The following is a 23,532-nucleotide window of genomic DNA, read 5'->3' on the forward strand; positions in this document are numbered from 1 at the left end:
CTTCCGCTTATCGCCCTTCCGCCACAGCTTGCTTCTAGCTAGAGCGGCGGACCTCAACCAGCACGCAACAACGCCGGCTACTTCTTTTTTGGTATCAGCCAGTCTTCGTCCTCCAGGGACGGTGCCCGCCTCTGCTGTTCCAGGATTTTCTTGTACTCCTCGGGGATGACCTGACTGCGCGATGCCTCGTGCAGCGTCTCCGGAAACCAGGTCGCAATGCTGGGGAAAGCGATCATAAGCCCGACGCAGATCACCTGCAGGATCATGAACTGGAACATGCCGGCGTAGATCGTCGCGAGACTCCAGCCCCTGACCACCTGCCTGAGATAGTACGCTGACATGGCGACCGGCGGCGACAGAAAGGCGGTCTGCAGCACCACCGCAACCAGCGCTCCGAACCATATGAGGTCGATGCCCATTCCCTTCACGACGGGGTAGAAGATCGGCAGGAACACCAGGATGATGGCTGGCCACTCAAACGGCCAACCCAGCAGGAAAATGAGTAGGAGCACGACAATCAGCATGAGGCTAGGCGGCAACTCGAAGCCGAGCATCGTCTCGGTGATCCAGTTCGCTGAGCCGAGGCGAGCGAACACCGCACCGAAAATGTTCGACGTGACCGCCAGCAGCAGCACCATGCTCGACGTCGCCATTGTCGAGATCAGCGCTCGCTGCAGTCCGCTGAGCGAGAACCTGCCATAGGCGATGGCCAGGATCAGCGCGCCGACGCTGCCGATGCCGGCGGCCTCCGTCGGCGTCGCAAGCCCCCCGATGATCGAGCCGAGCGTCGCCGTGATGAGCCCGAGCAGGGGCAGCGTGCCGATGATCACCTCGCGCGCAATGTGCCCCGCCGAGTGGATCCGCTCCTCCCTCGGCACCGGCGGCCCGAGTTTGGGGTTCATGAAGGCGCGGCCCATCAGGTAGCCGATGTAGGCGCCGGCCAGCAGGAAGCCCGGCCCAAGGGCTGCGGCATACAGATCGGCGACCGACACCCCGAGCACCGGCCCCATTACGATCAGCATCACCGACGGGGGAATGAGAATGCCGAGCGTGCCGCCCGCCGTGATGGTGCCCGCTGACAGCTTGGCGTCATAACCCGCCTTCATCATAACCGGCGAGGCCATGATGCCAAGAACGGTGACGGCTGCGCCAACGATGCCCGTCGCCATCGCGAACACGGTCGAAGTCAGGATGACGACGAGGAAGAGCGCGCCGCGCACCGGCGCAAGCAGCATGCGGAACGCCGTAAAAAGGCGCTCCATGAGGCCCGCCTGCTCGGTGATGAAGCCCATGAAGATGAACAGCGGCACGGCGGCCAGGAGTTCCTCCTTCATCAGGCCGATGGTCTGGAAGTAGGCCAGATCGAAGACCGTCGCGCCGATTCCCAAGTAGCCGAACGCAAATGCGAGAAACAGCAACGTGAACGAGATCGGCACGCCGATGAAGATCGCTCCGAGCAAGACCAGAAGCATGATGAGGCCGATGAGCGCTTCTGCGGTCATACCTCGACCTTCTCCTTATGCTCGAGTTCGACACCGGTGCGCATCATGTAGATGCTCTTGATCAACTCGGACACGCCCTGGACGAGCAGCAAGAAGCAGGCGAGCGGCACGACGAACTTGAACGGCCACAGGATTGGCCGCCAAGGTGTCTGGTCCGACATCTCGTTGATCTGAAAGGCGTAGTGAAATTCGGTCCAGCTGATCAGCAACAGCATGATCAGGCTCGGGAAGAAGAAGACGATATAGGAGATCGTATCGATCCAGCCCTTCTTGCGGATGGAGAACTTCTCCCAGAAGAAGTCGGTGCGGATATGCGCGCCCTTGTGCAGCGCATAAGCGGCGCCGAGCATGAACAGCGAGCCGTAGAGCATGTAGGTTGCGTCGTAGGCCCATACAGTCGGCGCGTTGAACAAATAACGCGCTGTAACCTCGTAGGCGACGGCCAGAACAAGCGGCACCGACAGCCACGAGATGATCGTCCCGGTCCGGTCGGTGAAGCCGTCGATGATTCGGATCATGGCCAGCAGCGCCGGCGACTGCCTGTCTGTTGTCTCAGCCATTCCTACCCGCCGATGGTTCGGTGCGACGCGCCTTGCGGCGCGGCGCAGGCCGGCTGCGCGTGAATGGAGGGCGGCCGAACCGGCCGCCCTCGGACGAAGCCCTATTTCTCGACGGGGAAGTAGTAGTTCGCCATGAAGGAGTATGGCGGGAAATAGGACCGCTTGTACGGCACCACGGCGCTGGCATAGGCCTTCTGCGAGTCGTGCACCTTCTTGAAGAACGGGTTCTTGGCGCTCTCGGCCGCCGCGATCTCGTCCCACTTCTTGATGAAGGTCAGCAGGATCTCGGTCGGCGTGCGCAGGATTTGTACGCCGTGTTTCTGCTGCATCTCAATCAGCGCATCGGCGTTCTGGCGCTGCCACTTGGTCCACCAGACGAGGAATGTCTCATTGGCCGCCGACTTGATGATCTCCTGGTGCTGAGTGCTGAGCTCCTTCCACACATCGCCGTTGATCACGATTTCTCCGACCGTCACGTTCTCATGCAAACCGGGCGAATAGTGGTATTTCCAGACGTTGTGGAAGCCGAGCTGCATGTCCTCGATGCCGCCGACCCACTCCGCGCAATCGATCACGCCGCGCTGTGCGGAGGGAATGATTTCGCCGCCGGGCATGTTGACCACCGTGAAGCCGAGTGCCTGCCAGACTTCGCCGGCCATGCCGGTCTGGCGGCACTTCATGCCCTTCATGTCCTCGACCGTCTGGATCGGCTTCTTGAACCAACCGAACGCCTGCGGCCCTGCAGGCAGGATGGGGAACACGACGACGTTGAGCTTGAGCTCTTTCTGATAGAACTCGTTGTAAAGGTCGAGGCCGCCGCCGTGATAGAACCAGCCCATCACGTCCATATAGTCCATGCCGAAGGTGCCGCCGGGACCGCCGGTGAACAGAATCGCGGTCTTGTTCTTGCCGGTCCAGTAGCCGGCCCACGCATGCGATCCGTCGAGCACCTTCTTGTGGGTCGCGTCCAGCACCTCGAAGGCGGGTACGACCTGGCCGGCGGGCATCGCTTCGATCTTCAAGCTGCCGTCCGATAGCTTGTTCACCCGCTCGGCGAAGTAGGTGAAGTTATCATAGAGCGTGAGCGACGCCGGCCATGAGGCCTGCATCTTCAGCACCTTCGTCTGCGCCACGACTGTAGTGGTGGATCCGACAAACGCCGATGCGATCAGGGCAACGGCGACTAGTCCCAGAAACAAGCGTTTCATGAGCAATCTCCTCCCTTGGACGACGTGACCTTGGCGATCGCTTTTCTTCGCTTCTTCTTCGTCGCCAAGCTTGAAACCACGTCTGCCACCATTCTGCCACCATCGCCTTAAGTTGTCATCTTGCTTTCTGGCCGCAGCAAGCGCCGGCATGCTACGCGACCTCCAGACGTGGAGGGGCCAAGTGTCTGCGCTGCAGCGAAGGGATCGATCTCGCCACACGCGGCGCCGCCCGCGCTATCGCGCAGTTCAAGCTGACGCTGGTGTTTGAGCATGATCGATCTCGTCGCGTCGGCAGCCGCTTCAAGCAACGGGCGCGGCCCGTCGCCGCGCCGGCTCGATCGTCCGAAGCTGAGGTCTTCATCTCTCGCCACACGCCGCCCCACCCTTGCCCGCGGCTGCAACTTCAAGGAAGTAACGAGTCCAAGCAAATATCAGAAACTGTCAAAATGGATTTAAAAACAGAGCCTTGGCACTGCAACTCGGCGCTCCGATTAGCGGCTTGGTAACGGCCGGCTGGTAGTAACAGAGAGGCCGTCATCAGGGGGCCGCCAGCCAGAAGGTATCCCCATGCATTCGAAGCGCGAGGCCCTTTCGGGCACGCTCACCGTCAAGACCACCCTCGCCGTCATCGTCGGGGTGCTCGCAGTACTGGTCCTCATCTCTTGCGCCATTGCCGGTGCAGATGCCTGGCGCAGCTACATTGCCGCCGTCCGCGTTGCCGAGGTGAACGCAAACGCCGATCAATTGCTCAAGGGACTGGAGAGCATTCAGCTCGAACGCGGCCAGACCAACACCGCACTGCAGGCGCCTGCCACAGCAAACGCGGAAACGCGCGAAGTGATCCAGAAGCGCCGTTCGCAGGGCGATTCCGTCCTCGCCCCGGCACTCCAAAAGATTGCCGCCACCGCGACGCCGGAAGGCAAGAAGCTGATCGCCGAAGTCGAGCGGGCCTATGAACGCGTCAAGCAGCTCCGCCGCAGCGCCGATTCCGCCCTTCAGTCCGCGAAGGAACAGCGCGATGCCGAATTGCTGAAGGCCTGGTACCCGACTGTTTCGGACTTCCTGACCCGGATTCAATCGCTCTGGACCATAACCTCGCGCGAGATCAGCAGGGAAGACGCCAATGTCGGCGAGCTTACGATGGTCAAGCAGAGCGCGTTCCTGATGCGCGAATATGCCGGCCGCGAGCGCGCCGCTCATGCCGGCAACATCTCGGCCGGCCGCGCGCTGTCGGCCGACCAGCAGCGCGACATCGCCAACTGGCGGGGCCACGTGCAGTCGAACTGGCAGGCGATACGCGATCTAACCGGCGGTGCGGCGTCGCCGCTTGTCTCTGCAGTTGCCGTCGCGGAGCAAAACTTCCTCGGCAACTTCAAGGCTCAAACCGATACGGTCTACAAGGCAGGCATCGCGGGCGCCGGCTATCCGATGACGGTCCAGCAATGGTACGAAGTGTCCAACCCGGCGCTGGAATCCATCGTCAGGATCAAGGATGCTGCGGTCGAAGTCACCAACGTGCATGCCGCAGCCAAGGCTGCAACGGCAAGGACGCAGCTCATCCTGGTCGCGCTCGTCACATTGCTCGGCACCGCCGTCGGCATTGTGTCGATCTGGGTGCTGTCCCGCCGCGTGATCCGCCCCTTGACCGCCATGACGGCCGCCATGCAGCGCCTTGCCGGCGGCGATCTGTCGATCGACGTTCCGGCGCTGGCGCGGGCCGACGAGGTCGGCGAGATGGCGCGATCGGTCGCGGTGTTCCGCGACAATGCCGTCAGCGCGAACGCACTGGCTGCCGAACAGCGACCGGAACAGCAAAAGAAAGAGCAACGTCAACAGGTGATGGAGACGCTGACCTTAGGCTTCGACCAGAGCGCGACAAGCGTGCTTGATGCCGTCGCCGCATCGATCGTCGAAATGCGCGCCACTGCCGAAAGGATGGCAGCGGTCGCAACCGAAAATACCAACAAGGCCTCTGCCGTGGCGTCGGGCGCGCAGGAAACGTCGAGCAACGTGCAGACGGTGGCGACCGCCACGGAAGAATTGTCCGCTTCCGTCACCGAAATCAGCCGGCAGGTCAGCCAGTCGGCGATGATCGCGGCAAAGGCCGTGCAGGAAGCGCAAGGCACCAACGCCGAGATTCAGGGCCTCGCAGCCATGGCCCAGCGGATCGGCGACATCGTCAAACTGATCAACAACATCGCTTCGCAAACCAATCTGCTGGCGCTGAACGCCACCATTGAGGCGGCGCGTGCGGGCGAGAGCGGCAGGGGCTTTGCCGTCGTCGCGGCCGAAGTGAAGAGCCTCGCCGAGCAGACGTCGAAGGCCACCGAGGAGATCGCCTCCCAGATATCAGCGATCCAGGGAGCCACGCAGAAATCCGTCGTCTCGATCGAGGCGATCGGCAAAACCATCGGCGAAATCAGCGAGATCGCAACGACGATTGCCTCCGCCATCGAAGAGCAGGGCGCGGCGACCCAGGAGATCGCGCGCAATGTGCAGCAGGCCGCGGCCGGCACCCAGGAAGTGTCCGCCAATGTCGGCGGCGTCACCGAGGGCGCGGCAGCCACCGGCGCAGCGGCAAGCCAGGTCGAGACGGCCGCCGGCAACCTCTCGCAGCAGTCGCAACAATTGCGCGAGCAGGTCGACGCGTTTCTCAGCCAGGTGCGCGCGGCATAGCCGGGCTAATTTGGTCGGGCGCTGCCTTCGTACATGAAGGTCATCGCTTTGGGTCCAGGCATGTAGCCGGTCTCTACCCGATCAATCCTGAAGCCTGCAGCTTCGATCATCGTGCTGATCGGTCGATTGAGGTGACAGCCGCCGCTGATGCATCGCCAGGCAGGCGTCAGCCAGTCCTGCCATCGCCTCACGTTCTTGTCCGGCGCCATGCCGTGCTCCACGAATAAAAGCTTGCCGGCAGGGCGAAGCACGCGACGCATTTCGGTGAGCGCCATGGCGGCATCCGGAATGCTGCACAAGGTCCAGGTGGTCACAACGGTATCGACGCTGCTGTCATCGAGCGGAATAGCCTCCGCCGAAGCTTCGATGAAGTTGACCGGCGTCCCCGGATGCGGAGCTTCGCGGGCCATTGCGATGAGCTTCGGGGCCGGCTCGAGCGCCAGGAGGTCCGTTACCAGCGGCCGATAGAATGGCAAGTTACGGCCGGACCCAATCCCGATCTCGAGCACACGACCTTCGGCCGCGCCGATCACCCGCTCGCGATACGGCCGAAGTTGCTTGTTGCGCATCGCAAGATCGCAAATCCTCGGCAGAATAATATCGTTGTAGAAGCCCATGACCGGTTTCCCTTCGGGCGGCGTCGACAGATTGGCTGTCTGACAATCTAGCAACGGCGCTCGACAAATTTCAGGATCTCCTCAGGAGCCGAAAAGATCACGCTCGCCCGATCGCCCATCATTCCCGCTGGCAATAGAGCCGGCGCGTCTTGAACAGGACCATCTTTGCTGGAATCGGTCCTGAAGCGCAAGTTACGTTCCCAAAACGCACGTATCTTGCCGTCCGCCGTGGTGACACGATAGGTGTCGCGGCAATAACTGATGGTTTTGACCTGAATGCCCGGTTCAAGCGCCTTGAGAGTTGGATCGGCGCCGCCGCCCATCATGCCACCACCCATCATCCCTCCCATGCCGCCCCTCTGGCCTCGTTGCGCACTTTGGCTCGGCGCTGCGCCGGGTTTAGTGGCTTCTTTCAGGAATGCCAGGAGGTCTGCTCGGACCCGAGCTTCCTCGATCCCTTCAAAGGTCATCTCGTTGCCCGGAACGAGATGCTTCGGATCGGTCAGCCACTGATCGAGCGTTCGGTCATCCCACGTCAATCCGGACGATTTCAACGCATCAGAAAAGCGATCGAAGCTTGGCAGCGTGCCTGCCTTGCGTCCCCACAGATCGGCAAGGCTCGGTCCCGTCATGTTGCGCTCGCGCTCCAGCGAATGGCATGCTGCGCAGGCCCTGAAATTACGTTCGCCGCGAGCAGCATTGCCTTGTTGCGCCTGGAGAGGAGAGAAGCTGAGAACAGCCATAAGGGCCGAAGCAGCCGCCAACCTGAAGCTCGGCATCGTGCCGGAGATCGCTGCGTAAGTCATGGTTCACCTCATTCGGCTGGCTCCACAACGCGTGTGGCTTTCTTCGATGGCTTGGCAATCGCCTCGACTGACTTGCCGCTTTCGGGATCGCCGGGCAGCCCAAAGCCTTTGAGGATGCCGAATACCGCCGGGATCACGATCAGCGTCAGCAATGTCGAGGAGATCATGCCCCCGATCATCGGCACCGCTATGCGCTGCATGATCTCCGAGCCGGTGCCGGTGCTCCACATGATCGGGAGCAGGCCTGCCATGATGGCCACCACCGTCATCATCTTTGGCCGCACGCGTTCGACCGCGCCCTCCATGATGGCGGCATAGAGATCGTTGCGCGTCAGCGCCTGGCCCTGAACCCGACGTAGCTTCGTGATCTCGGCCAGCGCCTGATTGAGATAGATCAGCATGACCACGCCGGTCTCGGCCGCGACGCCGGCGAGTGCGATGAAACCGACCGCGACCGCGACCGAGAGGTTGAAGCCGAGCCACCACATCATCCACAGCCCGCCGACAAGCGCGAACGGCAGCGACAGCATGACGATCATGGTCTCGGTTACCGAGCGGAAATTGAGATAGAGCAGGAGGAAAATGATGAGCAGCGTCACCGGTACGACGATCTTGAGCCGCGCGATCGCACGCTCCAGATATTCATATTGGCCGCTCCAGACGACGTAATAGCCAGGCGGAAACTGAATGCTCGCCTGCACCGCGCGTTGCGCCTCGGCGACGTAGCCGCCAAGATCGCGGTCGCGGATGTCGACATAGATGTAAGTCGCCAGTTGTCCGTTCTCGGTCCGGATCGAGCTTGGCCCGCGCGCCGGCGTAACGCTGGCGACCTCGCCGAGCGGGACCGCCCCGCCGGCCGGCATCGGCACCAGGATGTCGCTCGCGATCGCCTTCGGATTGTCGCGGAGATCGCGTGGGTAGCGCATGTTTACAGAGAAGCGCTGGCGGCCCTCCACGGTCGTGGTCACGGTCTGGCCGCCGAGTGCGGTCGCGATGGTGTCCTGCACGTCCTGCACCATGATGCCGTAGCGCGCCAGCGCCTCGCGGTTCGGCGTGATCTCGAGGTAGTAGCCTCCGAGACCGCGCTCGGCATAGGCCGAGGACGTGCCCGGGACGGCTTTGAGCACCTGTTCGATCTGTTTGGCGAGCGTTTCGATTCCGGCGAGATCGGTGCCCATGACCTTCACGCCAATCGGCGTGCGGATGCCGGTCGAGAGCATGTCGATACGCGCCTTGATTGGCATGGTCCAGGCGTTGGAAACGCCTGGAAACTGCAGCGCCTTGTCCATTTCGGCGATCAGGGCGTCGATCGTCATGCCCTTGCGCCACTGCTCCTTCGGCTTGAGATTGACCACCGTCTCGAACATTTCCGACGGCGCCGGATCGGTCGCCGTCGCCGCCCGTCCAGCCTTGCCGTAGACCGAGGCGACCTCGGGAAACGATCGGATGATCCGGTCTTGCGTCTGCATCAGTTCGGACGCCTTCGTCACCGAGATCCCCGGCAGGGTCGTCGGCATGTAGAGCAGCGTGCCTTCGTTGAGGTTGGGCATGAACTCGGTGCCGAGCTGGCGCGCCGGCCAGATAGAGGCAGCGAGCACGCCAAGCGCAAGCAGGACTACCAGCGTCTTGGCGCGCAACACGGTCTTGATCACGGGTCTATAAATCCAGATCAGGAAGCGGTTGATCGGGTTCTTGTGCTCGGGGACGATCTTGCCGCGAATGAAGATCACCATCAGTGCCGGCACCAGCGTGATCGAAAGCAATGCTGCCGCTGCCATCGCAAAGGTCTTGGTGAAGGCGAGCGGACTGAACAGCCGGCCTTCCTGCGATTCCAGCGTGAAGATCGGCATGAACGACACGGTGATGATCAACAGGCTGAAGAACAGCGCAGGGCCGACCTCAGCGGCCGCCTCGATCAGGATTGCGACGCGCGATTTGCCCGGCTCGGCGCGCTCGAGATGTTTGTGCGCGTTCTCGATCATGACGATCGCAGCGTCGATCATGGCGCCGATTGCGATCGCGATGCCGCCGAGGCTCATGATGTTGGAACCTAAGCCCAGAAGCTTCATCGCGCCGAATGCCATCAGCACGCCGACCGGCAGCATCAGGATCGCGACAAGCGCGCTACGGACATGCAGCAGGAAGACGATGCACACCAGCGCAACGACGATGCTTTCCTCGACCAGCGTATGCTTTAGCGTATCGATCGCGGCATAGATCAGGTTCGAGCGGTCGTAGACCGGGACGATCTCGACCGATTTCGGCAGGCTGGTCACGATTTCCTTGAACCGCTTCTTGACGTTCTCGATGACGTCGAGCGCATTCACGCCGAAGCGCTGCAGCACGATGCCGCTCGCCACCTCACCCTCGCCGTTGAGCTCGGCGATGCCGCGCCTCTCGTCGGGGCCAAGCTCGACGCGCGCAACGTCGCGCAACAGTACCGGCGTTCCGTTGTCGGTCTTCAGCACGATGTTGCCGAGATCATTGATGCTCTTCAGGTACCCCTTCCCGCGGATCACGTATTCGAACTCCGAGAGCTCGACGGTGCGGCCGCCCACATCGGCATTGGAGGCGCGGATCGCCTCGCGCATCTTCTGCATGGTGATGCCGCGATCGCGCATCCGCTGCGGGTCGAGTATCACGTTGTACTGCTTGACGAAGCCGCCGACGCTCGCGACCTCGGCCACGCCCTCGGCCTTCGCCAGCGCGAATTTCAGGTTCCAGTCCTGGATCGCGCGGGTGTCCGCGAGATTCAGTTCCTTGGATATCACCGCATATTGGTACACCCACCCCACCCCGGTCGCGTCGGGACCGATGGTCGGCGTCACCCCGGACGGCAGTCGCGAAGCTGCGCTGTTGAGAAACTCCAGCACCCGCGAGCGCGCCCAGTAGATGTCGGTGCCATCCTCGAAGATGATGTAGACGAAGGAGACGCCGAAGAAGGAAAAGCCGCGCACCACCTTCGATTTCGGCACCGTCAACATCGCGGTGGTGAGCGGATAGGTGACCTGGTCCTCGATCACCTGCGGCGCCTGCCCCGGGTACTCCGTGTAGACGATCACCTGGGTGTCGGAGAGGTCGGGAATGGCGTCCAGCGGCAGATGGACGAGCGCGTAGATGCCGGCCGCAGCGGCGAAGCCGCTGCCGAATAGCACCAGCAGGAGGTTACGAGCCGACCAAGCGATCAAGCGGGCAATCATGGCTGAGCTCCCTCGGCAAAGCCCTTGAGTGCCGCCTTCAGATTGCTTTCCGCATCGATTAGAAAATTGGCCGAGATGACGACGGGCTCGCCGTCTTTCAGCCCGCTGCGGATTTCGACCAGTCCGTCTCCCCGACGGCCGATCTTGACGTCGCGGGGCTCGAATCGTCCCTCGCCCTTGTCCACCAGAACGACCTGGCGTGCTCCCGTATCGAGCACCGAACTGTCGGGAACGGCCAAAACAGGCTCCGCGCCGCCAATCTCGACGTCCGCATCCACGTACATGTCCGGCAGCAATGCGAGGTCGGGATTTGCCAGTTCGATCCGAACGCGGGCTGTCCGTGTCTCGCGGTTGACCTGCGGATAAATGACAGAGATCTTTCCGGAGAAGTCCCGCCCCGGGAAGCTGCGCGCGCGCACGGTAACGCCTTGTCCGACGGCAAGCGAGCCGAGATCGCGCTCGGCTATGTCGATTATCGCCCAGACCACCGACGTATCCGCAACGCGGAAGAGCACATCGCCCGGTTGAGCTCGCATACCCTGGACGGCGTTGCGTTCCAGCACGATGCCGTCCCGTGGGGCCGACCAGGCGACGGTCACCGGGACGACCCGCGTTCTCTCGACCTCGCTGATTACCGCTTCGGGCACGTCAAGGTTCATCAACCGCTGCCGTGAACCGCGTCCGTAGGACGGTTCGCCCGCCGTAGTCCTGGACGTCAACGTCGTCACAAACTCTGCGGCCGCACTGGAAACTGCCGGACTGTAGACCTGCATCAGCGGCTGCCCCTTCTTGACAAAGGAGCCAGTCGTGACGTCGGCAACCGATTGCAGGTAGGTTTCCGCGCGCATCGCGATGACTGAGACTCGACGCTCGTCGAGTTGGATCGTGCCTGGCGCCCGCACGACCGTCCGGATCGGGCGGGCGGTGGCCGGCTCCGATTTGACGCCGGTGCGCTGGATCTTTCCCGGCGACACCTTGACCGATCCGTCGTCGCTGTCCTCGCCCTCATAGACGGGGATGTAGTCCATCCCCATCGAATCCTTCTTTGGCGTCGGCGAAACGTCCGGCAGGCCCATCGGATTGCGGTAATACTTGATCTTGCGGTCGGCGGGTGGAGCCGCCGCGCTTTCCTGCGACGGATCGTCAAAACTGATGTCGGCGCCCCGCGGAACGGCGCGGTAATCGCGGCCATCGGGCGTCTTCTTCGGGGTCAGCGAGTAGAACGGCTTGCCGTCCGGATCCTGATAATAGATCGCGGCACCCGAGGCTTCGCTCGCCTGGGCCGTGACGTGGGCATGCGTCGTCTCGCTGCTCGGCCAGAGATAGGGACGCGCGAGGAAACCGGCGATCACGGCAACGGTGACGGCGGCAGCGATCGCAATCTGAGCTGACCGGTTCATTTGTCGGCCTGAATGACGAGCTTGTTGTCGACCGTGCCGGTTTCGCCCTGCACTTTTGCCCCGAGCGACAATTGCCAGCGCCCGGCCATGCTGAAATCGGCCTTGAAGCGGTAGGTGCCGGTTTCGGCCGCTTCGAGCCGGGTCAGTTCGGTCGCCATCTCCTGCATGCCGTCCGGCGCCATGTCGAGGCGCGTCGCAAAGATCACGGCGTCCGGAACGGCCTTGCCGGTGGTCTTGTCGATGAGCTTGACGGCGAAGGTCTTGTCGCGACCGGTCTTCACTGTCGGTTCGGTGAGCTTGAACTCGTAGTTCTTGATATCGGCGAGCGCGGCGGTCGCGGCGCATGTCAGTGCGGCGCCGCTTAGCGCGACCCGCAGGCCGCGCGAAAACTGAATGGCCTTCATCATGGTATCCTCGATCTACTGGTCAGCCGCCATGGCGGCATGGCGCGGACGCCACAAAGCGCCGCAAGACTCCGGCGTTACGCCGAAAGGACCAGGGACCGGGGAGGTTTTGGCGGAGGCGAATGCCCGAGGCTGTCCACTTCCGGATCGCTGCCGGGCAGCAGCATCCGAAGCGTGACAGGCTGGATTTCGGCAATGCCGGCCGGCAGCGGCGCCTGCAACGTCGTCGATACGCAGAGCGCCATCAACGGACACTGATCGCAATCGACCGGCGCCGATTTCTCGGGGCAGCACGCCATGTCATCGGACATGGCGGCCGTGTCATCGGACATCGCCGTCATGGCCATTGGTGCTATGGCGCCCGTATTCGCCCGCGCCGTAAGCGGGGCGATAACGAGGCCGACGATCACAAAAATCGCCAGCAGCCGGCAAAGGTGAACCGAGTATTTCACAGGTGCAGTTTCGCATATCCCGGCCCATGATGGGAAGCAGAGTTCCATCACGAAACCGCGGGTTTCCTTAACATATGCCAGCGGACAGATATCGCATTGCGATGAATCAGACTCTTCCGCGCCCTCGAACCCATTCCAGTCGGCTACCCAGAACATTTTTCAATGCCGCGACTTGAGCTAGCGACCGCCCCGGCGGTGATCTGTCCTCAGCAAGGAACCCAGCCATGCACGCCCGTGAAATGATTGGTACCCACCCGGCCGTCCAGGGCCAGGTCAGCGACGCCCTGATCCGCTGCATCGAGGAATGCTACTCCTGCGCCCAGACCTGCACCTCCTGCGCCGACGCCTGCCTGTCGGAGCGCATGGTACAGGAGCTGACCCAGTGCATTCGCCTGGACATGGATTGCGCCGATATCTGCAATATCACCGGACGCATCATGACCCGCAGGACGGGTTCCGACGACGAGGTGATGCGCCGCATGCTCAGCGTCTGCGCCGCCGCCTGCCGGCTTTGCGCGGAGGAATGCCAACGGCACGCCGCCATGCATGAACATTGCCGCATCTGTGCGGAAAGCTGCCGCCGCTGCATGGAAGCTTGCCAGGAAGTGGCACGCGGCATGGCGCATTAGAGTCTAGGGTACAGTCTGGCGGCCTCTTCTGAGTCTCGCGAACCGCTGATGCAACTCGAGTCGACCGTAACCTGTCCGCAATGCCATCACACGGCCATCGAGCGCATGCCGATGGACTCATGTCAGTTCTTCTATGACTGCAAGGGTTGCGGTGCGAGGCTCAAGCCGCTCCCCGGCGATTGCTGCGTATTCTGCTCGTTCGGCTCCGTGGCTTGCCCGCCGGTTCAACAAGGGGGCAAGCCGGGATGCTCTACGTGATTCAGGCGCTCCCACTGATGACCGGCAAGCCGGCGGCCCGCCACTCCGGCAACCCGTCCTCCAGCCGACGAGCTTTGAAGCCGCGCGCTCGCAGTGCGGCCACCGCTTCATAGGACAACACGCAGTAGGGACCGCGGCAGTAAGCGACGATCTCGTTTGCAGGATCGAGCTCCGAGAGCCGCTTTTCGAGCGCGCGCAAGGGAATGTTCACGGCGCCCGGCAGGTGCCCCAGGACGAATTCATCCTCCGGCCGGACGTCGAGAACGGTAACCGCCCCCGCGCGGGATCGCTGTAAAAGCTCTTCGCGCGAGACGGCTTCGAGGGCGTCGCGCTCATTGAAATAACTGCGCACGACCTGCTCGACTTCGGCCATATTTCGCTCTGCAACGACGCGTAAGGCTGCCAGCACGTCGAGAACGCTGTCGTCCGCAAGCTGGTAGTAGACGAATTTGCCGTCACGTCTGCTTGCCACCAGGCCCGCACGACGCATGTGCTGGAGATGCTGCGAGGCGTTGGCGATCGAAAGGCCGGTCTTCTGCGCCAGAACTTCGACGCTGCGCTCCCCCTGCGCGAGTTGCTCCAGCAACTCAAGGCGGTGCGCATGCCCAAGCGTTTTCGCGACGGCCGCGAATTGGGCGAACAAAACCTGCTTCGGTCCTTGGCTTGACATCGCTCACGATCGAATTATCATTCAATGGAATAATTGAATGATATCGGCAGCCTGTCAAGCTATTCTCGGCTTGAGATCTTCGACATTGCCGCCGGCTTGAATACGGGAGGCTCCCATGATCCTGCGCCAGCTTTTGCACTCCGATCCCGTCGCCCTCTCCTACGTGGTTGGATGCGGCGGGCGCGCCGCCGCAGCGGTGGTCGACCCGGTCGGCGACATCGCCCCCTATCTGCGGGCCGCGGAAGAGACGGGAATGCGCATTCTCTATGTCATCGATACGCATCTTCACGCCGACCACGTCTCCGCCGGGCGCGCGCTCGCTGAAGCAGCCGGTGCCGAGTACGTGCTGTTCGCCAAAGCGGCTGTGAAATTTCAGTTCCGCGGCGTTCGCGACGGCGAGTTGCTCGAACTAGGCAACGTCTCGATTCAGGTCCTACACACGCCGGGACACACGCCGGAGCACATTTCGCTCGTCGTCACCGACCGAACGCGCGCGAATGAACCATGGTTCGTTCTGACGGGCCATACCCTCATGGTCGGCGATCTCGGCAGAACCGAACTGGCTACGAGCGCTGAGCAAGGCGCACGCGCTCTGTTCCAAAGCGCGCAAAGACTGAAATCGCTCCCGGATCATCTGGAGGTGCTGCCCGGCGCCTATTCCGGATCCGTCTGCGGACGCAGCCTCAGTGGCAAGCCGACGTCCACGATCGGGTTCGAAAAGCGCTACAACAACGCGTTCCGAATCGAGGACGCGGACGCCTTCGTACGTGCCATGATTGCCGACGTTCCGCCGGCGCCGCCGCAGGCGGCACAGATCCGCGCGATCAATTCCGGCATGATGGCGGCGGCGGAGTGAGCACGACCGATCCAGTTCGGTCTCCGGCGGCTGGCATCGCCCTTGGACTCAGCGCCAACTGGCGGCAATTTGCGTTGCTGGTTTTGATCAACGCCTTTGTTGGCGGCATGGTCGGGATCGAACGTACCGTCGTGCCGTTGATCGGCACGGAAGAATTCCATCTTTCTTCCACGACATTTGTCGTCTCCTTCATCGTCAGCTTCGGTATCGTCAAGGCTTTTGCCAACCTTGTTTCCGGGCAACTGGCCGATGTCTGGGGCCGCAAGCGCGTGCTGATCCTGGGCTGGATGTTCGGTCTGCCCGTTCCCTTCATGATCATGTGGGCGCCGAGCTGGAATTGGGTGATCGCCGCCAATGTGTTGCTCGGCATCAACCAAGGGCTTGCCTGGTCGATGACCGTGATCATGAAGGTCGACCTCGTCGGCCCTAAATCACGGGGCCTGGCCGTCGGGCTCAACGAGTTTGCCGGCTATCTGGCCGTCGGCGTGACGGCCTTCCTCACCGGTTACATCGCAGCGAATTATGGTCTTCGGCCGGCGCCGATCTATCTTGGCGTTGGCTACGCGATCTTCGGCGCGCTGCTCTCCATTTTTCTGGTCCGGGATACGCGCGATCATGTTCGACTGGAGATCGGCAACACTGCGCGCCCGAGCCCCACAATCGGCTTCTGGGAAATCTTTACGCTCACATCGTTGCGCGATCGGAATCTGTTCGCCGCCTCGCAGGCCGGGCTCGTCAACAATCTCAACGACGGTATGAGCTGGGGAATCTTTCCGCTGTTCTTCCAGTCTTTCGGCCTCGGCGTCGAACGCATCGGCATCCTCAAGGCTGTGTACCCCGCCACCTGGGGCATCCTGCAGATCGCGACCGGTCCGTTGAGCGATCGATGGGGCCGCAAGGGACTGATCGTCGCCGGCATGTGGGTGCAGGCTGCCGGCCTGTTTCTCACGGCGCTTACCCGTCAATTTGAGTACTGGCTGATTGGCAGTCTCCTACTCGGGATCGGCACTGCGATGGTGTATCCAAGCCTGATCGCAGCCGTTTCCGATGCCTCGCACCCCACATGGCGCGCGCGTTCGCTTAGTGTTTATCGCTTCTGGCGTGACCTCGGTTATGCGATCGGCGCACTCTCTGCCGGCATCATTGCCGACGTCCTGGGATTCGCCTGGGCAATCGGGATCGTCGCGGCGCTGACCTTCCTCTCGGGTGTGGTGGTGGCCGTGTTCATGCGCGAACACTCAGCTCAGCAATCCTAACCTTCCAAGCGGATCATGACCACGCAACGCATCTATCTCGACTACAACGCGAGCACGCCGGTCGACCCGGCGGTCGCCGCCGCGATGATGCCGTTTCTCGAGGATCGTCACGGCAATCCGTCGAGCGGCCACTGGGCCTCCATTGAAGCGAAGGCGGCCCTCGAGACCGCGCGCGGCCAGGTCGCAGCCCTGCTCGGCTGCCATGATGACGAAATTGTCTTCACCAGCGGCGGCAGCGAGGCAAACAACCTCGCGATAAAGGGCGTGTTCCTTGCCGGCCGCGACAAGGGCGATCACATCGTCACCACGCAGATCGAGCATCCGGCGATCATAGAACCGTGCCGGTTTCTCGAGCGCCTGGGCGCGTGGCTGACCTATCTGCCCGTCGACGGTGCCGGCCGAATTGACCCCGACGACCTGCGCAAGGCGATCACTCCGCGCACGATTCTTGTCAGCGTCATGCACGCCAACAACGAGGTCGGCACGATCCAGCCGATCGAGGAGTGTGCCCGCATCACGCATGAATACGGCATTCCATTCCATACCGACGCCGCACAATCCGTTGGCAAGGTGCCGAGCAACGTAAGCCAACTCGGCGTCGACCTCCTTTCGATCGCCGGCCACAAGGTCTATGCACCCAAGGGAATCGGCGCCCTGTACGTGCGTCGCGGCCTGTCGATCGAGCCGCTGATCCACGGTGCCGGGCATGAACGCGGCCGGCGAGCCGGCACCGAAAGCGCGCTGCTTGCGGTAGGCCTTGGGAAAGCCAGTGAGCTTGCGCGCAATCTTGCGCCTATGGATCAGGCGCGCATCCTGCGCGATCACTTCTGGCAACGGTTGCGGCAGCAGTTCGGAAACCGCGTGGCGCTGAATGGGCATCCGGTCCATCGGCTGCCAAACACGCTCAATGCTTCCTTTGTCGGCCGCATCGGCACCGAGATACTGACACAGTTGGACGGTATCGCGGCCTCGACCGGATCGGCGTGCCACTCCGGCCGGATTGAGCTCTCGCCGGTCCTGCAAGCCATGGGCATTGCTCCCCAAGTCGGCATGGGGGCGATCCGGTTCAGCCTGGGGCGAGGGACGACGCGGAGCGAGATCGATACCGTGGTCGAACGTCTGATCGAAATACTCGACCATGAGGCATGACGAATCCACAGAGCGCGTCCGCGCGCGAGGTTCATGCAGCGCGTCGACCCGGCGAACACCGGCGCCGTCGTTTGGAACGGCCTGAGCCGACGATAATCCATAACTAGCAGACTATGATTATTGCCGAGGGCTTTAAATCATCCGGCGACATCGTAGGCGCAGTGACGCCTTTCCCAATCCCGCTTGACCAAACCATCCCTTCTCGGTTATGGATCAATCAATAACCCACAGGTTATCGATTTCCTATGCCCAACGCTCATGATGTGCTGTTCAGAACACTCGCCGACCCGAGCCGTCGGGCGATCTTCGAGCGGCTTTGCCGCGAAGGCGAGCAGACGGTCGGGGCGCTGACGGCCCGGGCCGGGATCTCGCAGCCGGCCGTCTCGAAGCATCTTGGCGTTCTGAAACAGGCGGGGCTGGTGCGCGACCGCCACGAAGGCCGCCAGACGCATTACAGCGCCCAACTCGGCGCCCTCGCCCCGCTGATCGACTGGACCAGCGAGATGGCCGGGTTCTGGCAGCGGCGGTTCGACAATCTCGAAGACCTGCTCAAACGGATGGACCAATGACCAATCGTGCGACCGAAACGCGTTCCGTCGTCGTCGAACGCGAGATAGCTCATCCGCCGGAAAAGCTCTGGCGCGCGCTGACGCAACCGCACCTGATCGAGGAGTGGCTGATGAAGAACGACTTCAAGCCGACTGTGGGCCATCGCTTCAATCTTCGCGGCGAATGGGGCGGCGTGCTGGATTGCGAGGTCCTCGCCATCGAGCCGAACAAGACGCTGTCCTACACCTGGAATTTCAAGCACGACGATGCGGCCTACGATCTGCAGAGCGTGGTGACCTTTACGCTCACCCCAACGGGCACAGGGACCCTCCTGCGCATGGAGCAGACGGGCTTCCGGCCCGATCAGAAACAGGCCTATGGCGGCGCCCACGCCGGATGGAAGCAGTTTTTTGCAAAGCTGGAGGAGGTTCTGGCGCGGACGGACTGACGTCTGGTCACGTTTCAGCTCGCTTCAAGGGAGGTTTCATTGAACTGGAATACGTTTATTCGGCAGATCCACCGCTGGCTGTCCATTGCCTTTACGCTGGCTGTGATCGTCAACGTCGTCGCCATGGTGCAAGAGCAGCAGGCCCTCTGGGTAGGCCTTCTGGCGCTGTTCCCGCTGATCCTGTTGCTGCTCACCGGTCTGTACTTGTTCGCGCTGCCCCATGCCGCCAAATGGCGTAGCGCGCGAGGCATCAGCGGATAGGAGTGAGCGCGATGGCCGGCAAGACATCCGGAAAGACGGCGAAGGTCGCGAAAAAGACCGCCGCAAAGCCCGTTCTGCTCTCAGGCGGCAATCCTCAGATCGCGAAGGGATACGGCGATGCCCCCGTGAAAGCCTACATCGCGGCCATGCCGGGCTGGAAACGCGACATCGGGCGCCACCTCGACGCGCTCATCGTGTGCGCCGTCCCCGGCGTGCACAAGGCGGTCAAATGGAATTCGCCCTTTTACGGTGTCGAGGATCAGGGCGGCTGGTTCCTCAGCTTTCATTGCTTCACGAAGTACGTCAAAGTGACTTTCTTCCGCGGCACATCGCTCCGCCCTCTCCCGCCCGGCGAGTCCAAGGTCAAGGAAGTGCGCTATCTCGACATCCATGAGGACGGCCTCGACGAAGCGCAGCTTGTTGCCTGGGTGAAGCAAGCAAGCCAATTACCCGGTGAACGGTTGTGAGCAAATGACAATAGCCATGAAGAAAGCCACAATGAAGAAGAGCGGCGCGAGCGAAGGAAAAGGCGGAAGCTCTCCCTCTCGGCACATCGACGCCCGAATCAAGGAATTGGGCGATTGGCGCGGCGAGATGCTCGCGCGCATCCGAAGCATCATCAAGCAGGCCGACCCCGAAGTGATCGAGGAGTGGAAGTGGCGCGGCGTTCCGGTGTGGGAGCATGACGGCATCATCTGCACCGGAGAAACGTACAAGGCGGTCGTGAAGATGACCTTTGCCAAGGGCGCCTCGCTGGAGGATCCGTCGGGCCTCTTCAACTCAAGTCTCGAAGGCAACACCAGGCGCGCGATCGATATCCGCGAGGGCGATAAAGTCGATGAAAAGGCGTTGAAGGCGCTCATCCGCGAGGCCGTGGCGCTGAACACCTCGAAACGCGCAGCCGCGCGTCCCGCTGGCGCCCGGAAGAAATCAACGAGTGCTTGAGCAGACCGAAGCGACGAGCCCTTATCGGGGATGAAGCTGCAATTCCAGCAATGCGAGCCGCTCCAGGGCGATCGGGTCCCGCTCTCCGCCATGAGCGGCGCGCAGGATCGCTTCGGCGAGGAACTGAACGTGGTGGGAATGGACAGGCTCGGGGAGCGTAGCGACGGCGGCATCAAGCGCCTGCTCCATCACCGAGATGACCTCGGGCGGAAACGACGCGTTTGCAAAATCCTTCATGGCGATGGCTAAAGGAAGCGGTTGCCGAGGCGCCGTGCAAACCCGACTTCATCGGCAGCCGCTCGAGTTCATTGTGTCTATCCCTGACACGTATTGCATAATTTTCCCGAACTTGAATCGTTCCAATGGGGCGAACAAAATCGCCGCATCCGATCGGAGCGAAGCGCGACTGGACCGCCAGACGCTGCGCAGTCAGACGCTTCAGGCGGCCGGGTCCTGGTGCAGGTAACGGTCGTCAAACTGTGCCAAGTCCGCGAGCCTCGTTTCGTCAAGCACCTGAACATACCCCCTGCTGACGTCGATAATCCCGTCCTCGCGCAGTTGCCTGATGATGCGGTTCGCATGCACCGGCGTGATGCCCAGCGCCTCGCCGATCTGCTCCTGGGTGAGCGGGAATTCGAACGTCGCAGGCTCCGCGCCTCTCGTGACGGCAAGACGTCTGCGAAGTTCAAGCACGATATGGGCAAGCCGGGCCGGCGCGGGCCGCTGTCCGACATTGACGATCCACTCCCGAAATATCGCGGCATCGATCAAGGTGTCGCGCCAGAGCGCATCCGCGACATTCGGTCTCGCATGCGTCAGGGTTAGCAGCGAAGCATGGCTGATGAATCCCAGCGTCGACGGGACCAGTGTGAGGAGGTCATGGTCCATCCTGCGCAGATGTAGACTCTGGAGGTCGGGAATCTCGCCGGGAATGTGAATCGAGAGAATTTGACGCTGGCCGGCCTCTGTCGTTTTGGAGCGGATGCAGAAGCCCTCGATGACCAGACAGGACTCCGACGGACGTTCGCCGTCGGATACGATGGCTCTTGCGCCTTCCCAGTGGCGAACGGCTATCGGAAGCGAACGGATCGCGGCAATGTCAGCCGGATCGAGTTTCGAGACGGTCTCGAGCCTCCGCAACAAGCTTGCCAGCACCGAATCCCGATCCACGCGCCTATCCCTTCGATTTGGATGATCTCCTGCCTCTGAAGAAACGAGACCTGGCCGATGCCGGTTCCAAACAAAGGTTAAGGATGGGGCCGCCGGAACGTGGGAAGGGTCGAAGCCAGCAAGGAGATCCGTCCATGAAGAAAAAGCGCAATCGCAGCCGCCCGGCACTTCCGCTCCAGGAGCGCCTCAAACAAATTGCCTTTCGCGCCCGCGAAAAAGCCGAAAGCTCACCGCCAGGACAGGAGCGTGATCGCTTGATACGGGCGGCGGTCGCGACCGAGTCGGCGGCGGCCCTTGAACGTTGGCTGACGTCCCCTGGATTGCAGCGCCCGAAATAGCGCGCCGGTTTCCGGCCTTATCGGGGTTTGTCGGCGCAGACGTGAATGACATACAGCGGATTTGCGAATTCGTCGGTGACGTCCATCCGCCAGTTCTTGCCCGGACGCAGCCTTCCATCAAGATCCTGGATGATTTGCCCCGCCGTCAAGGTCGCCTCCTGCCAGGCGGCTTGCAGGTCGGGCAATTCCTTCCTCCCTTTCTCGTCCAGTTCAGCCCTGTCGCGCTCTGCGGCCGTTCGGCCCTCTGCCGGCATGGAACAAATCAAAACAAGCCAGCTTGATTCCCCGTTCTGTAGTCCGGGAGTTGTTGATGCGTAACGCCGGCTCGGGTCCGTCGATCGCGCCAAACGGTGACGAGCACGACGTCTTTATCGTCGAGCACGAGTCCGTGGAACACGGTCGGGTCTGGGCAGAAGTCAGTTCCGAGAGTCCGGGATTTGAGCCGGTTGTGATGGACCTGCTCACCGGCCAGTACAGCAATCCGATCCGGGTGGTTGCTTTCAACGTCGCCGAGGGGTGGTGTCGTGACGCCTCCGCGGATGTCGCATACGAGCTGCGGCGCCATTGCGACCTCCAGCTACGCGACATCCCGTTTTTCCTGCAGGATTTTGTCGACCGCTACGAGGGCCGCTATCAGGACGTCCAGTTGCCGCTGCCGATGCGGCTGTACTAGCCAAGCCGATCAGCGCGGAAGCCTATCGCCTGTTTTCCTCCACCATCGTTTCGCGCAACCGTAGCTCAGCCGTCAGCGAACGAGCCTCAGCAGCACGAACTCCGGGGCGGACATAGCCGGGCAGATTCGTATGGCTCCTTGCGAATCTTATCCGGGCGGCATTCGCTCGAATTTTTGCAACGAGGAATCGATCGTGTCCCACGCATGGCCGCGGATGCCGTACGTGACCAGTTGCGGATTGAATTGGCTTGGGTCGTCCAGGCTGGTCGCGTGGACCGCTATCGGTTCCGGCTTGGCGACGAATGTCAGGTAGACCGGAGTTCCGCAGGTCGGGCAGAAGGCGTGGACCTTTTCATTCCCATTGTCGTCCGCCACCCGCCATTCTTTCGCTTCGCCCGTAATTGTCACTTCGGCTCGCCGGGGGAAGACCAGGTAGGATCCATGCCCCGTGCCGCTTCGTTTCTGGCAATCGCGGCATTGGCAGTGGCTCTCGACGAGCGGTTCGCTGCTCGTTTCGTAGCGGATCGCGCCGCAGGCACACCCGCCGATGAAGGGCTTGGTCATGGTCATTCTCCCGCTTCTGATTGACACGGCAAAGGATCAGGCCGATTTCGGCTTGGCGAAGACGTCGAGGCCGTGGCCGGTTTCCAGCAAGGATTTCAGGCTGGCGAGGACAACCGGCCAACCTTTCTTGATGCCGTTCGCCATCCCGCTGCCGGCTACGAGTTCGTCATGGGTGACCGTCAGCCGGACCATGTCCTCGTATTCCTCGGTCTCGAACGTCACCCGGCTGTAGGCGGAAGGATCGGAAGCCTGCGACGCATTCGCCCAGGTGATGACGAGACGGGTCGGCGGCGAGACCTCGACGACCTTGCCGACCAGCTCGACAGTCCGCTGATCATTGGCGCGGACGTGCTCCCATTTCGATCCGGGATTCCAGTCAGAGACGTTCTCGTGGCCCCAGTAGCGCCTCGCGACGTCCGGTTTCGTGATGGCCTCGAACACCTTTTCCGGCGTCGAGCGGATATAGGTCACGTAGACAAAGCTGGTCGTCTCTTTGGTCATCGTTATTCTCCTTCGAGTTCTTTCTTCAGATCGTGCAGCAGGCTGAGCCGCTGTCGTTCGAATTTCCGCACCCACCGCTCGTAGACCTCATGAAGCGGCACGGGGTTGATGAAATGCAGCTTTTCCCGGCCGCGTCTGACCGTGCTCACCAGATTGGCCGCCTCCAGGATTTCGAGATGCTGCGTGGCGGATTGCCGGGCCATGTCCAAGTTTTCGCAGAGCTGGCCGAGCGTCTGCCCGTTCTTTTCACAGAGAAGATCAAGCAGCTTTCTGCGTGTCGGGTCGCCCAGCGCTTTGAAAACCTTGTCCGCCTGCATCTGTCTCACTCTATGAAGAACATAATATGCAGGTAAATACCTGCATGTCAAGCAAGAGGCAAACCCGTCATCAGGCCATTCGTCACCTTGCTGTGATCAGGAACGGAAGATCAGAACTGGCGA

Annotated in this window: 30 protein-coding genes; 14 read left to right on the top strand and 16 right to left on the bottom strand. The window is 61.9% G+C overall.

Annotated elements, in window-relative coordinates:
* Positions 1-77 precede the first annotated feature (77 nt).
* From LMTR13_RS22305 to LMTR13_RS22315, 3 genes are all read right to left on the bottom strand, one after another.
* The gene (locus LMTR13_RS22305; RefSeq protein ID WP_065729699.1) at positions 78-1,502 is read right to left on the bottom strand and encodes a TRAP transporter large permease; all 1,425 of its coding nucleotides are present in this window, start codon (positions 1,500-1,502) and stop codon (positions 78-80) included.
* Positions 1,499-2,062, bottom strand: coding sequence for a TRAP transporter small permease subunit (locus LMTR13_RS22310; RefSeq protein WP_065729700.1), 564 nt, complete (start codon positions 2,060-2,062; stop codon positions 1,499-1,501). Before LMTR13_RS22310 ends, LMTR13_RS22305 begins: the two co-directional genes overlap by 4 nt.
* A 101-nt stretch (positions 2,063-2,163) precedes the next feature.
* The gene (locus LMTR13_RS22315) at positions 2,164-3,270 is read right to left on the bottom strand and encodes a TRAP transporter substrate-binding protein (protein WP_065729701.1); all 1,107 of its coding nucleotides are present in this window, start codon (positions 3,268-3,270) and stop codon (positions 2,164-2,166) included.
* 270 nt (positions 3,271-3,540) lie between these two features.
* Between LMTR13_RS22315 and LMTR13_RS40935 the strand changes: the two genes are divergently transcribed.
* Both LMTR13_RS40935 and LMTR13_RS22320 read left to right on the top strand, forming a co-directional pair.
* Positions 3,541-3,726: a hypothetical protein gene (locus LMTR13_RS40935; RefSeq protein ID WP_156795722.1), complete on the top strand. Its 186-nt coding sequence runs from the start codon at positions 3,541-3,543 to the stop codon at positions 3,724-3,726.
* A gap of 111 nt (positions 3,727-3,837) precedes the next feature.
* Positions 3,838-5,946 carry a methyl-accepting chemotaxis protein gene (locus LMTR13_RS22320; protein ID WP_065729702.1) on the top strand — a complete coding sequence of 703 codons (2,109 nt, stop codon included), beginning with the start codon at positions 3,838-3,840 and terminating at the stop codon, positions 5,944-5,946.
* 5 nt (positions 5,947-5,951) lie between these two features.
* On the opposite strand, the gene LMTR13_RS22325 is transcribed toward LMTR13_RS22320, so the two are convergent.
* The 6 genes from LMTR13_RS22325 to LMTR13_RS40940 form a co-directional block, all read right to left on the bottom strand.
* Positions 5,952-6,563 (bottom strand): class I SAM-dependent methyltransferase, encoded by a 612-nt coding sequence (locus tag LMTR13_RS22325; RefSeq protein ID WP_065729703.1) that lies wholly within the window; start codon positions 6,561-6,563, stop codon positions 5,952-5,954.
* 47 nt (positions 6,564-6,610) lie between these two features.
* Entirely contained in the window at positions 6,611-7,369 is a 759-nt protein-coding gene (locus LMTR13_RS22330) for a c-type cytochrome (RefSeq protein WP_236843050.1), read from the bottom strand.
* Positions 7,370-7,377: 8 nt separating this feature from the next.
* Positions 7,378-10,569 carry an efflux RND transporter permease subunit gene (locus LMTR13_RS22335; protein ID WP_065729704.1) on the bottom strand — a complete coding sequence of 1,064 codons (3,192 nt, stop codon included), beginning with the start codon at positions 10,567-10,569 and terminating at the stop codon, positions 7,378-7,380.
* The gene (locus tag LMTR13_RS22340; protein ID WP_065729705.1) at positions 10,566-11,969 is read right to left on the bottom strand and encodes an efflux RND transporter periplasmic adaptor subunit; all 1,404 of its coding nucleotides are present in this window, start codon (positions 11,967-11,969) and stop codon (positions 10,566-10,568) included. The genes LMTR13_RS22335 and LMTR13_RS22340 overlap by 4 nt, the downstream gene beginning before the upstream one ends.
* Positions 11,966-12,373 (bottom strand): FixH family protein, encoded by a 408-nt coding sequence (locus tag LMTR13_RS22345; protein ID WP_065732893.1) that lies wholly within the window; start codon positions 12,371-12,373, stop codon positions 11,966-11,968. The genes LMTR13_RS22340 and LMTR13_RS22345 overlap by 4 nt, the downstream gene beginning before the upstream one ends.
* 77 nt (positions 12,374-12,450) lie before the next feature.
* Positions 12,451-12,783: a hypothetical protein gene (locus tag LMTR13_RS40940; protein ID WP_197520886.1), complete on the bottom strand. Its 333-nt coding sequence runs from the start codon at positions 12,781-12,783 to the stop codon at positions 12,451-12,453.
* 266 nt (positions 12,784-13,049) lie between these two features.
* Between LMTR13_RS40940 and LMTR13_RS22355 the strand changes: the two genes are divergently transcribed.
* Together LMTR13_RS22355 and LMTR13_RS42635 are read left to right on the top strand one after the other, a co-directional pair.
* Positions 13,050-13,454 (top strand): four-helix bundle copper-binding protein, encoded by a 405-nt coding sequence (locus LMTR13_RS22355; RefSeq protein ID WP_065729706.1) that lies wholly within the window; start codon positions 13,050-13,052, stop codon positions 13,452-13,454.
* A 48-nt stretch (positions 13,455-13,502) separates the two neighbouring features.
* Complete coding sequence (locus LMTR13_RS42635; RefSeq protein WP_236843051.1) at positions 13,503-13,712, top strand: GDCCVxC domain-containing (seleno)protein; 210 nt, start codon at positions 13,503-13,505, stop codon at positions 13,710-13,712.
* Between the two features lies 1 nt (position 13,713).
* Here the strand turns inward: LMTR13_RS42635 and LMTR13_RS22360 are convergent, their stop codons facing one another.
* On the bottom strand, positions 13,714-14,382 hold the full coding sequence (locus LMTR13_RS22360; RefSeq protein ID WP_065729707.1) for an ArsR/SmtB family transcription factor: 669 nt from the start codon (positions 14,380-14,382) through the stop codon (positions 13,714-13,716).
* Positions 14,383-14,497: 115 nt separating this feature from the next.
* On the opposite strand from LMTR13_RS22360, the gene LMTR13_RS22365 reads away from it, so the two are divergent.
* From LMTR13_RS22365 to LMTR13_RS22400, 8 genes are all read left to right on the top strand, one after another.
* Entirely contained in the window at positions 14,498-15,238 is a 741-nt protein-coding gene (locus LMTR13_RS22365) for an MBL fold metallo-hydrolase (RefSeq protein WP_065729708.1), read from the top strand.
* Complete coding sequence (locus tag LMTR13_RS22370; protein WP_065729709.1) at positions 15,235-16,494, top strand: MFS transporter; 1,260 nt, start codon at positions 15,235-15,237, stop codon at positions 16,492-16,494. The genes LMTR13_RS22365 and LMTR13_RS22370 overlap by 4 nt, the downstream gene beginning before the upstream one ends.
* A gap of 15 nt (positions 16,495-16,509) precedes the next feature.
* Complete coding sequence (locus LMTR13_RS22375) at positions 16,510-17,643, top strand: cysteine desulfurase family protein (RefSeq protein WP_065729710.1); 1,134 nt, start codon at positions 16,510-16,512, stop codon at positions 17,641-17,643.
* A 245-nt stretch (positions 17,644-17,888) separates the two neighbouring features.
* Positions 17,889-18,212 carry an ArsR/SmtB family transcription factor gene (locus LMTR13_RS22380; protein ID WP_065729711.1) on the top strand — a complete coding sequence of 108 codons (324 nt, stop codon included), beginning with the start codon at positions 17,889-17,891 and terminating at the stop codon, positions 18,210-18,212.
* Complete coding sequence (locus tag LMTR13_RS22385) at positions 18,209-18,640, top strand: SRPBCC family protein (protein WP_065729712.1); 432 nt, start codon at positions 18,209-18,211, stop codon at positions 18,638-18,640. The genes LMTR13_RS22380 and LMTR13_RS22385 overlap by 4 nt, the downstream gene beginning before the upstream one ends.
* A 39-nt stretch (positions 18,641-18,679) precedes the next feature.
* Positions 18,680-18,901, top strand: a complete 222-nt coding sequence (locus LMTR13_RS22390) for a hypothetical protein (RefSeq protein WP_065729713.1) — start codon at positions 18,680-18,682, stop codon at positions 18,899-18,901.
* Positions 18,902-18,912: 11 nt separating this feature from the next.
* Complete coding sequence (locus LMTR13_RS22395; protein WP_065732895.1) at positions 18,913-19,368, top strand: DUF1801 domain-containing protein; 456 nt, start codon at positions 18,913-18,915, stop codon at positions 19,366-19,368.
* A gap of 16 nt (positions 19,369-19,384) precedes the next feature.
* On the top strand, positions 19,385-19,846 hold the full coding sequence (locus LMTR13_RS22400) for a DUF1801 domain-containing protein (protein WP_065729714.1): 462 nt from the start codon (positions 19,385-19,387) through the stop codon (positions 19,844-19,846).
* Between the two features lie 21 nt (positions 19,847-19,867).
* Here LMTR13_RS22400 and LMTR13_RS22405 read toward each other — a convergent pair whose 3' ends face one another.
* Both LMTR13_RS22405 and LMTR13_RS22410 read right to left on the bottom strand, forming a co-directional pair.
* Positions 19,868-20,083: a hypothetical protein gene (locus LMTR13_RS22405; protein WP_065729715.1), complete on the bottom strand. Its 216-nt coding sequence runs from the start codon at positions 20,081-20,083 to the stop codon at positions 19,868-19,870.
* 201 nt (positions 20,084-20,284) lie between these two features.
* On the bottom strand, positions 20,285-21,016 hold the full coding sequence (locus tag LMTR13_RS22410) for a Crp/Fnr family transcriptional regulator (RefSeq protein WP_065729716.1): 732 nt from the start codon (positions 21,014-21,016) through the stop codon (positions 20,285-20,287).
* Positions 21,017-21,150: 134 nt separating this feature from the next.
* Between LMTR13_RS22410 and LMTR13_RS22415 the strand changes: the two genes are divergently transcribed.
* A complete protein-coding gene (locus LMTR13_RS22415; RefSeq protein WP_065729717.1) occupies positions 21,151-21,354 on the top strand; it encodes a hypothetical protein in 204 nt (67 codons plus the stop codon).
* A 17-nt stretch (positions 21,355-21,371) separates the two neighbouring features.
* Here LMTR13_RS22415 and LMTR13_RS22420 read toward each other — a convergent pair whose 3' ends face one another.
* Positions 21,372-21,539, bottom strand: coding sequence for a DUF6894 family protein (locus tag LMTR13_RS22420; protein WP_236843052.1), 168 nt, complete (start codon positions 21,537-21,539; stop codon positions 21,372-21,374).
* Positions 21,540-21,664: 125 nt separating this feature from the next.
* Between LMTR13_RS22420 and LMTR13_RS22425 the strand changes: the two genes are divergently transcribed.
* Positions 21,665-22,027, top strand: a complete 363-nt coding sequence (locus tag LMTR13_RS22425) for a hypothetical protein (protein WP_065729719.1) — start codon at positions 21,665-21,667, stop codon at positions 22,025-22,027.
* 147 nt (positions 22,028-22,174) lie between these two features.
* On the opposite strand, the gene LMTR13_RS22430 is transcribed toward LMTR13_RS22425, so the two are convergent.
* The 3 genes from LMTR13_RS22430 to LMTR13_RS22440 are packed head-to-tail and all read right to left on the bottom strand — an operon-like array spanning position 22,175 to position 23,409.
* Positions 22,175-22,591: a GFA family protein gene (locus LMTR13_RS22430; protein ID WP_065732896.1), complete on the bottom strand. Its 417-nt coding sequence runs from the start codon at positions 22,589-22,591 to the stop codon at positions 22,175-22,177.
* A gap of 36 nt (positions 22,592-22,627) precedes the next feature.
* Positions 22,628-23,092 (bottom strand): SRPBCC family protein, encoded by a 465-nt coding sequence (locus LMTR13_RS22435; RefSeq protein ID WP_065729720.1) that lies wholly within the window; start codon positions 23,090-23,092, stop codon positions 22,628-22,630.
* Between the two features lie 2 nt (positions 23,093-23,094).
* Positions 23,095-23,409 carry an ArsR/SmtB family transcription factor gene (locus LMTR13_RS22440; protein WP_028346460.1) on the bottom strand — a complete coding sequence of 105 codons (315 nt, stop codon included), beginning with the start codon at positions 23,407-23,409 and terminating at the stop codon, positions 23,095-23,097.
* Between the last annotated feature and the right edge of the window lie 123 nt (positions 23,410-23,532).

It is taken from the genome of Bradyrhizobium icense (assembly GCF_001693385.1).
Taxonomy (GTDB): domain Bacteria; phylum Pseudomonadota; class Alphaproteobacteria; order Rhizobiales; family Xanthobacteraceae; genus Bradyrhizobium; species Bradyrhizobium icense.

Bases quoted from the DNA above. Each gene is read 5' to 3' on its own strand.
- LMTR13_RS22375 (WP_065729710.1), top strand. From the start codon at position 16,510: ATGACCACGCAACGCATCTATCTCGACTACAACGCGAGCACGCCGGTC.
- LMTR13_RS22305 (WP_065729699.1), bottom strand. From the start codon at position 1,502: ATGACCGCAGAAGCGCTCATCGGCCTCATCATGCTTCTGGTCTTGCTC.
- LMTR13_RS22335 (WP_065729704.1), bottom strand. From the start codon at position 10,569: ATGATTGCCCGCTTGATCGCTTGGTCGGCTCGTAACCTCCTGCTGGTG.
- LMTR13_RS22345 (WP_065732893.1), bottom strand. From the start codon at position 12,373: ATGAAGGCCATTCAGTTTTCGCGCGGCCTGCGGGTCGCGCTAAGCGGC.
- LMTR13_RS22310 (WP_065729700.1), bottom strand. From the start codon at position 2,062: ATGGCTGAGACAACAGACAGGCAGTCGCCGGCGCTGCTGGCCATGATC.
- LMTR13_RS42635 (WP_236843051.1), top strand. From the start codon at position 13,503: ATGCAACTCGAGTCGACCGTAACCTGTCCGCAATGCCATCACACGGCC.
- LMTR13_RS22340 (WP_065729705.1), bottom strand. From the start codon at position 11,969: ATGAACCGGTCAGCTCAGATTGCGATCGCTGCCGCCGTCACCGTTGCC.
- LMTR13_RS22315 (WP_065729701.1), bottom strand. From the start codon at position 3,270: ATGAAACGCTTGTTTCTGGGACTAGTCGCCGTTGCCCTGATCGCATCG.
- LMTR13_RS40935 (WP_156795722.1), top strand. From the start codon at position 3,541: ATGATCGATCTCGTCGCGTCGGCAGCCGCTTCAAGCAACGGGCGCGGC.
- LMTR13_RS22430 (WP_065732896.1), bottom strand. From the start codon at position 22,591: ATGACCAAGCCCTTCATCGGCGGGTGTGCCTGCGGCGCGATCCGCTAC.
- LMTR13_RS22425 (WP_065729719.1), top strand. From the start codon at position 21,665: ATGCGTAACGCCGGCTCGGGTCCGTCGATCGCGCCAAACGGTGACGAG.
- LMTR13_RS22435 (WP_065729720.1), bottom strand. From the start codon at position 23,092: ATGACCAAAGAGACGACCAGCTTTGTCTACGTGACCTATATCCGCTCG.
- LMTR13_RS22405 (WP_065729715.1), bottom strand. From the start codon at position 20,083: ATGAAGGATTTTGCAAACGCGTCGTTTCCGCCCGAGGTCATCTCGGTG.
- LMTR13_RS22355 (WP_065729706.1), top strand. From the start codon at position 13,050: ATGCACGCCCGTGAAATGATTGGTACCCACCCGGCCGTCCAGGGCCAG.
- LMTR13_RS22385 (WP_065729712.1), top strand. From the start codon at position 18,209: ATGACCAATCGTGCGACCGAAACGCGTTCCGTCGTCGTCGAACGCGAG.
- LMTR13_RS22440 (WP_028346460.1), bottom strand. From the start codon at position 23,409: ATGCAGGCGGACAAGGTTTTCAAAGCGCTGGGCGACCCGACACGCAGA.
- LMTR13_RS22415 (WP_065729717.1), top strand. From the start codon at position 21,151: ATGAAGAAAAAGCGCAATCGCAGCCGCCCGGCACTTCCGCTCCAGGAG.
- LMTR13_RS22365 (WP_065729708.1), top strand. From the start codon at position 14,498: ATGATCCTGCGCCAGCTTTTGCACTCCGATCCCGTCGCCCTCTCCTAC.
- LMTR13_RS22320 (WP_065729702.1), top strand. From the start codon at position 3,838: ATGCATTCGAAGCGCGAGGCCCTTTCGGGCACGCTCACCGTCAAGACC.
- LMTR13_RS22395 (WP_065732895.1), top strand. From the start codon at position 18,913: ATGGCCGGCAAGACATCCGGAAAGACGGCGAAGGTCGCGAAAAAGACC.
- LMTR13_RS22330 (WP_236843050.1), bottom strand. From the start codon at position 7,369: ATGACTTACGCAGCGATCTCCGGCACGATGCCGAGCTTCAGGTTGGCG.
- LMTR13_RS22400 (WP_065729714.1), top strand. From the start codon at position 19,385: ATGAAGAAAGCCACAATGAAGAAGAGCGGCGCGAGCGAAGGAAAAGGC.
- LMTR13_RS22380 (WP_065729711.1), top strand. From the start codon at position 17,889: ATGCCCAACGCTCATGATGTGCTGTTCAGAACACTCGCCGACCCGAGC.
- LMTR13_RS22360 (WP_065729707.1), bottom strand. From the start codon at position 14,382: ATGTCAAGCCAAGGACCGAAGCAGGTTTTGTTCGCCCAATTCGCGGCC.
- LMTR13_RS22325 (WP_065729703.1), bottom strand. From the start codon at position 6,563: ATGGGCTTCTACAACGATATTATTCTGCCGAGGATTTGCGATCTTGCG.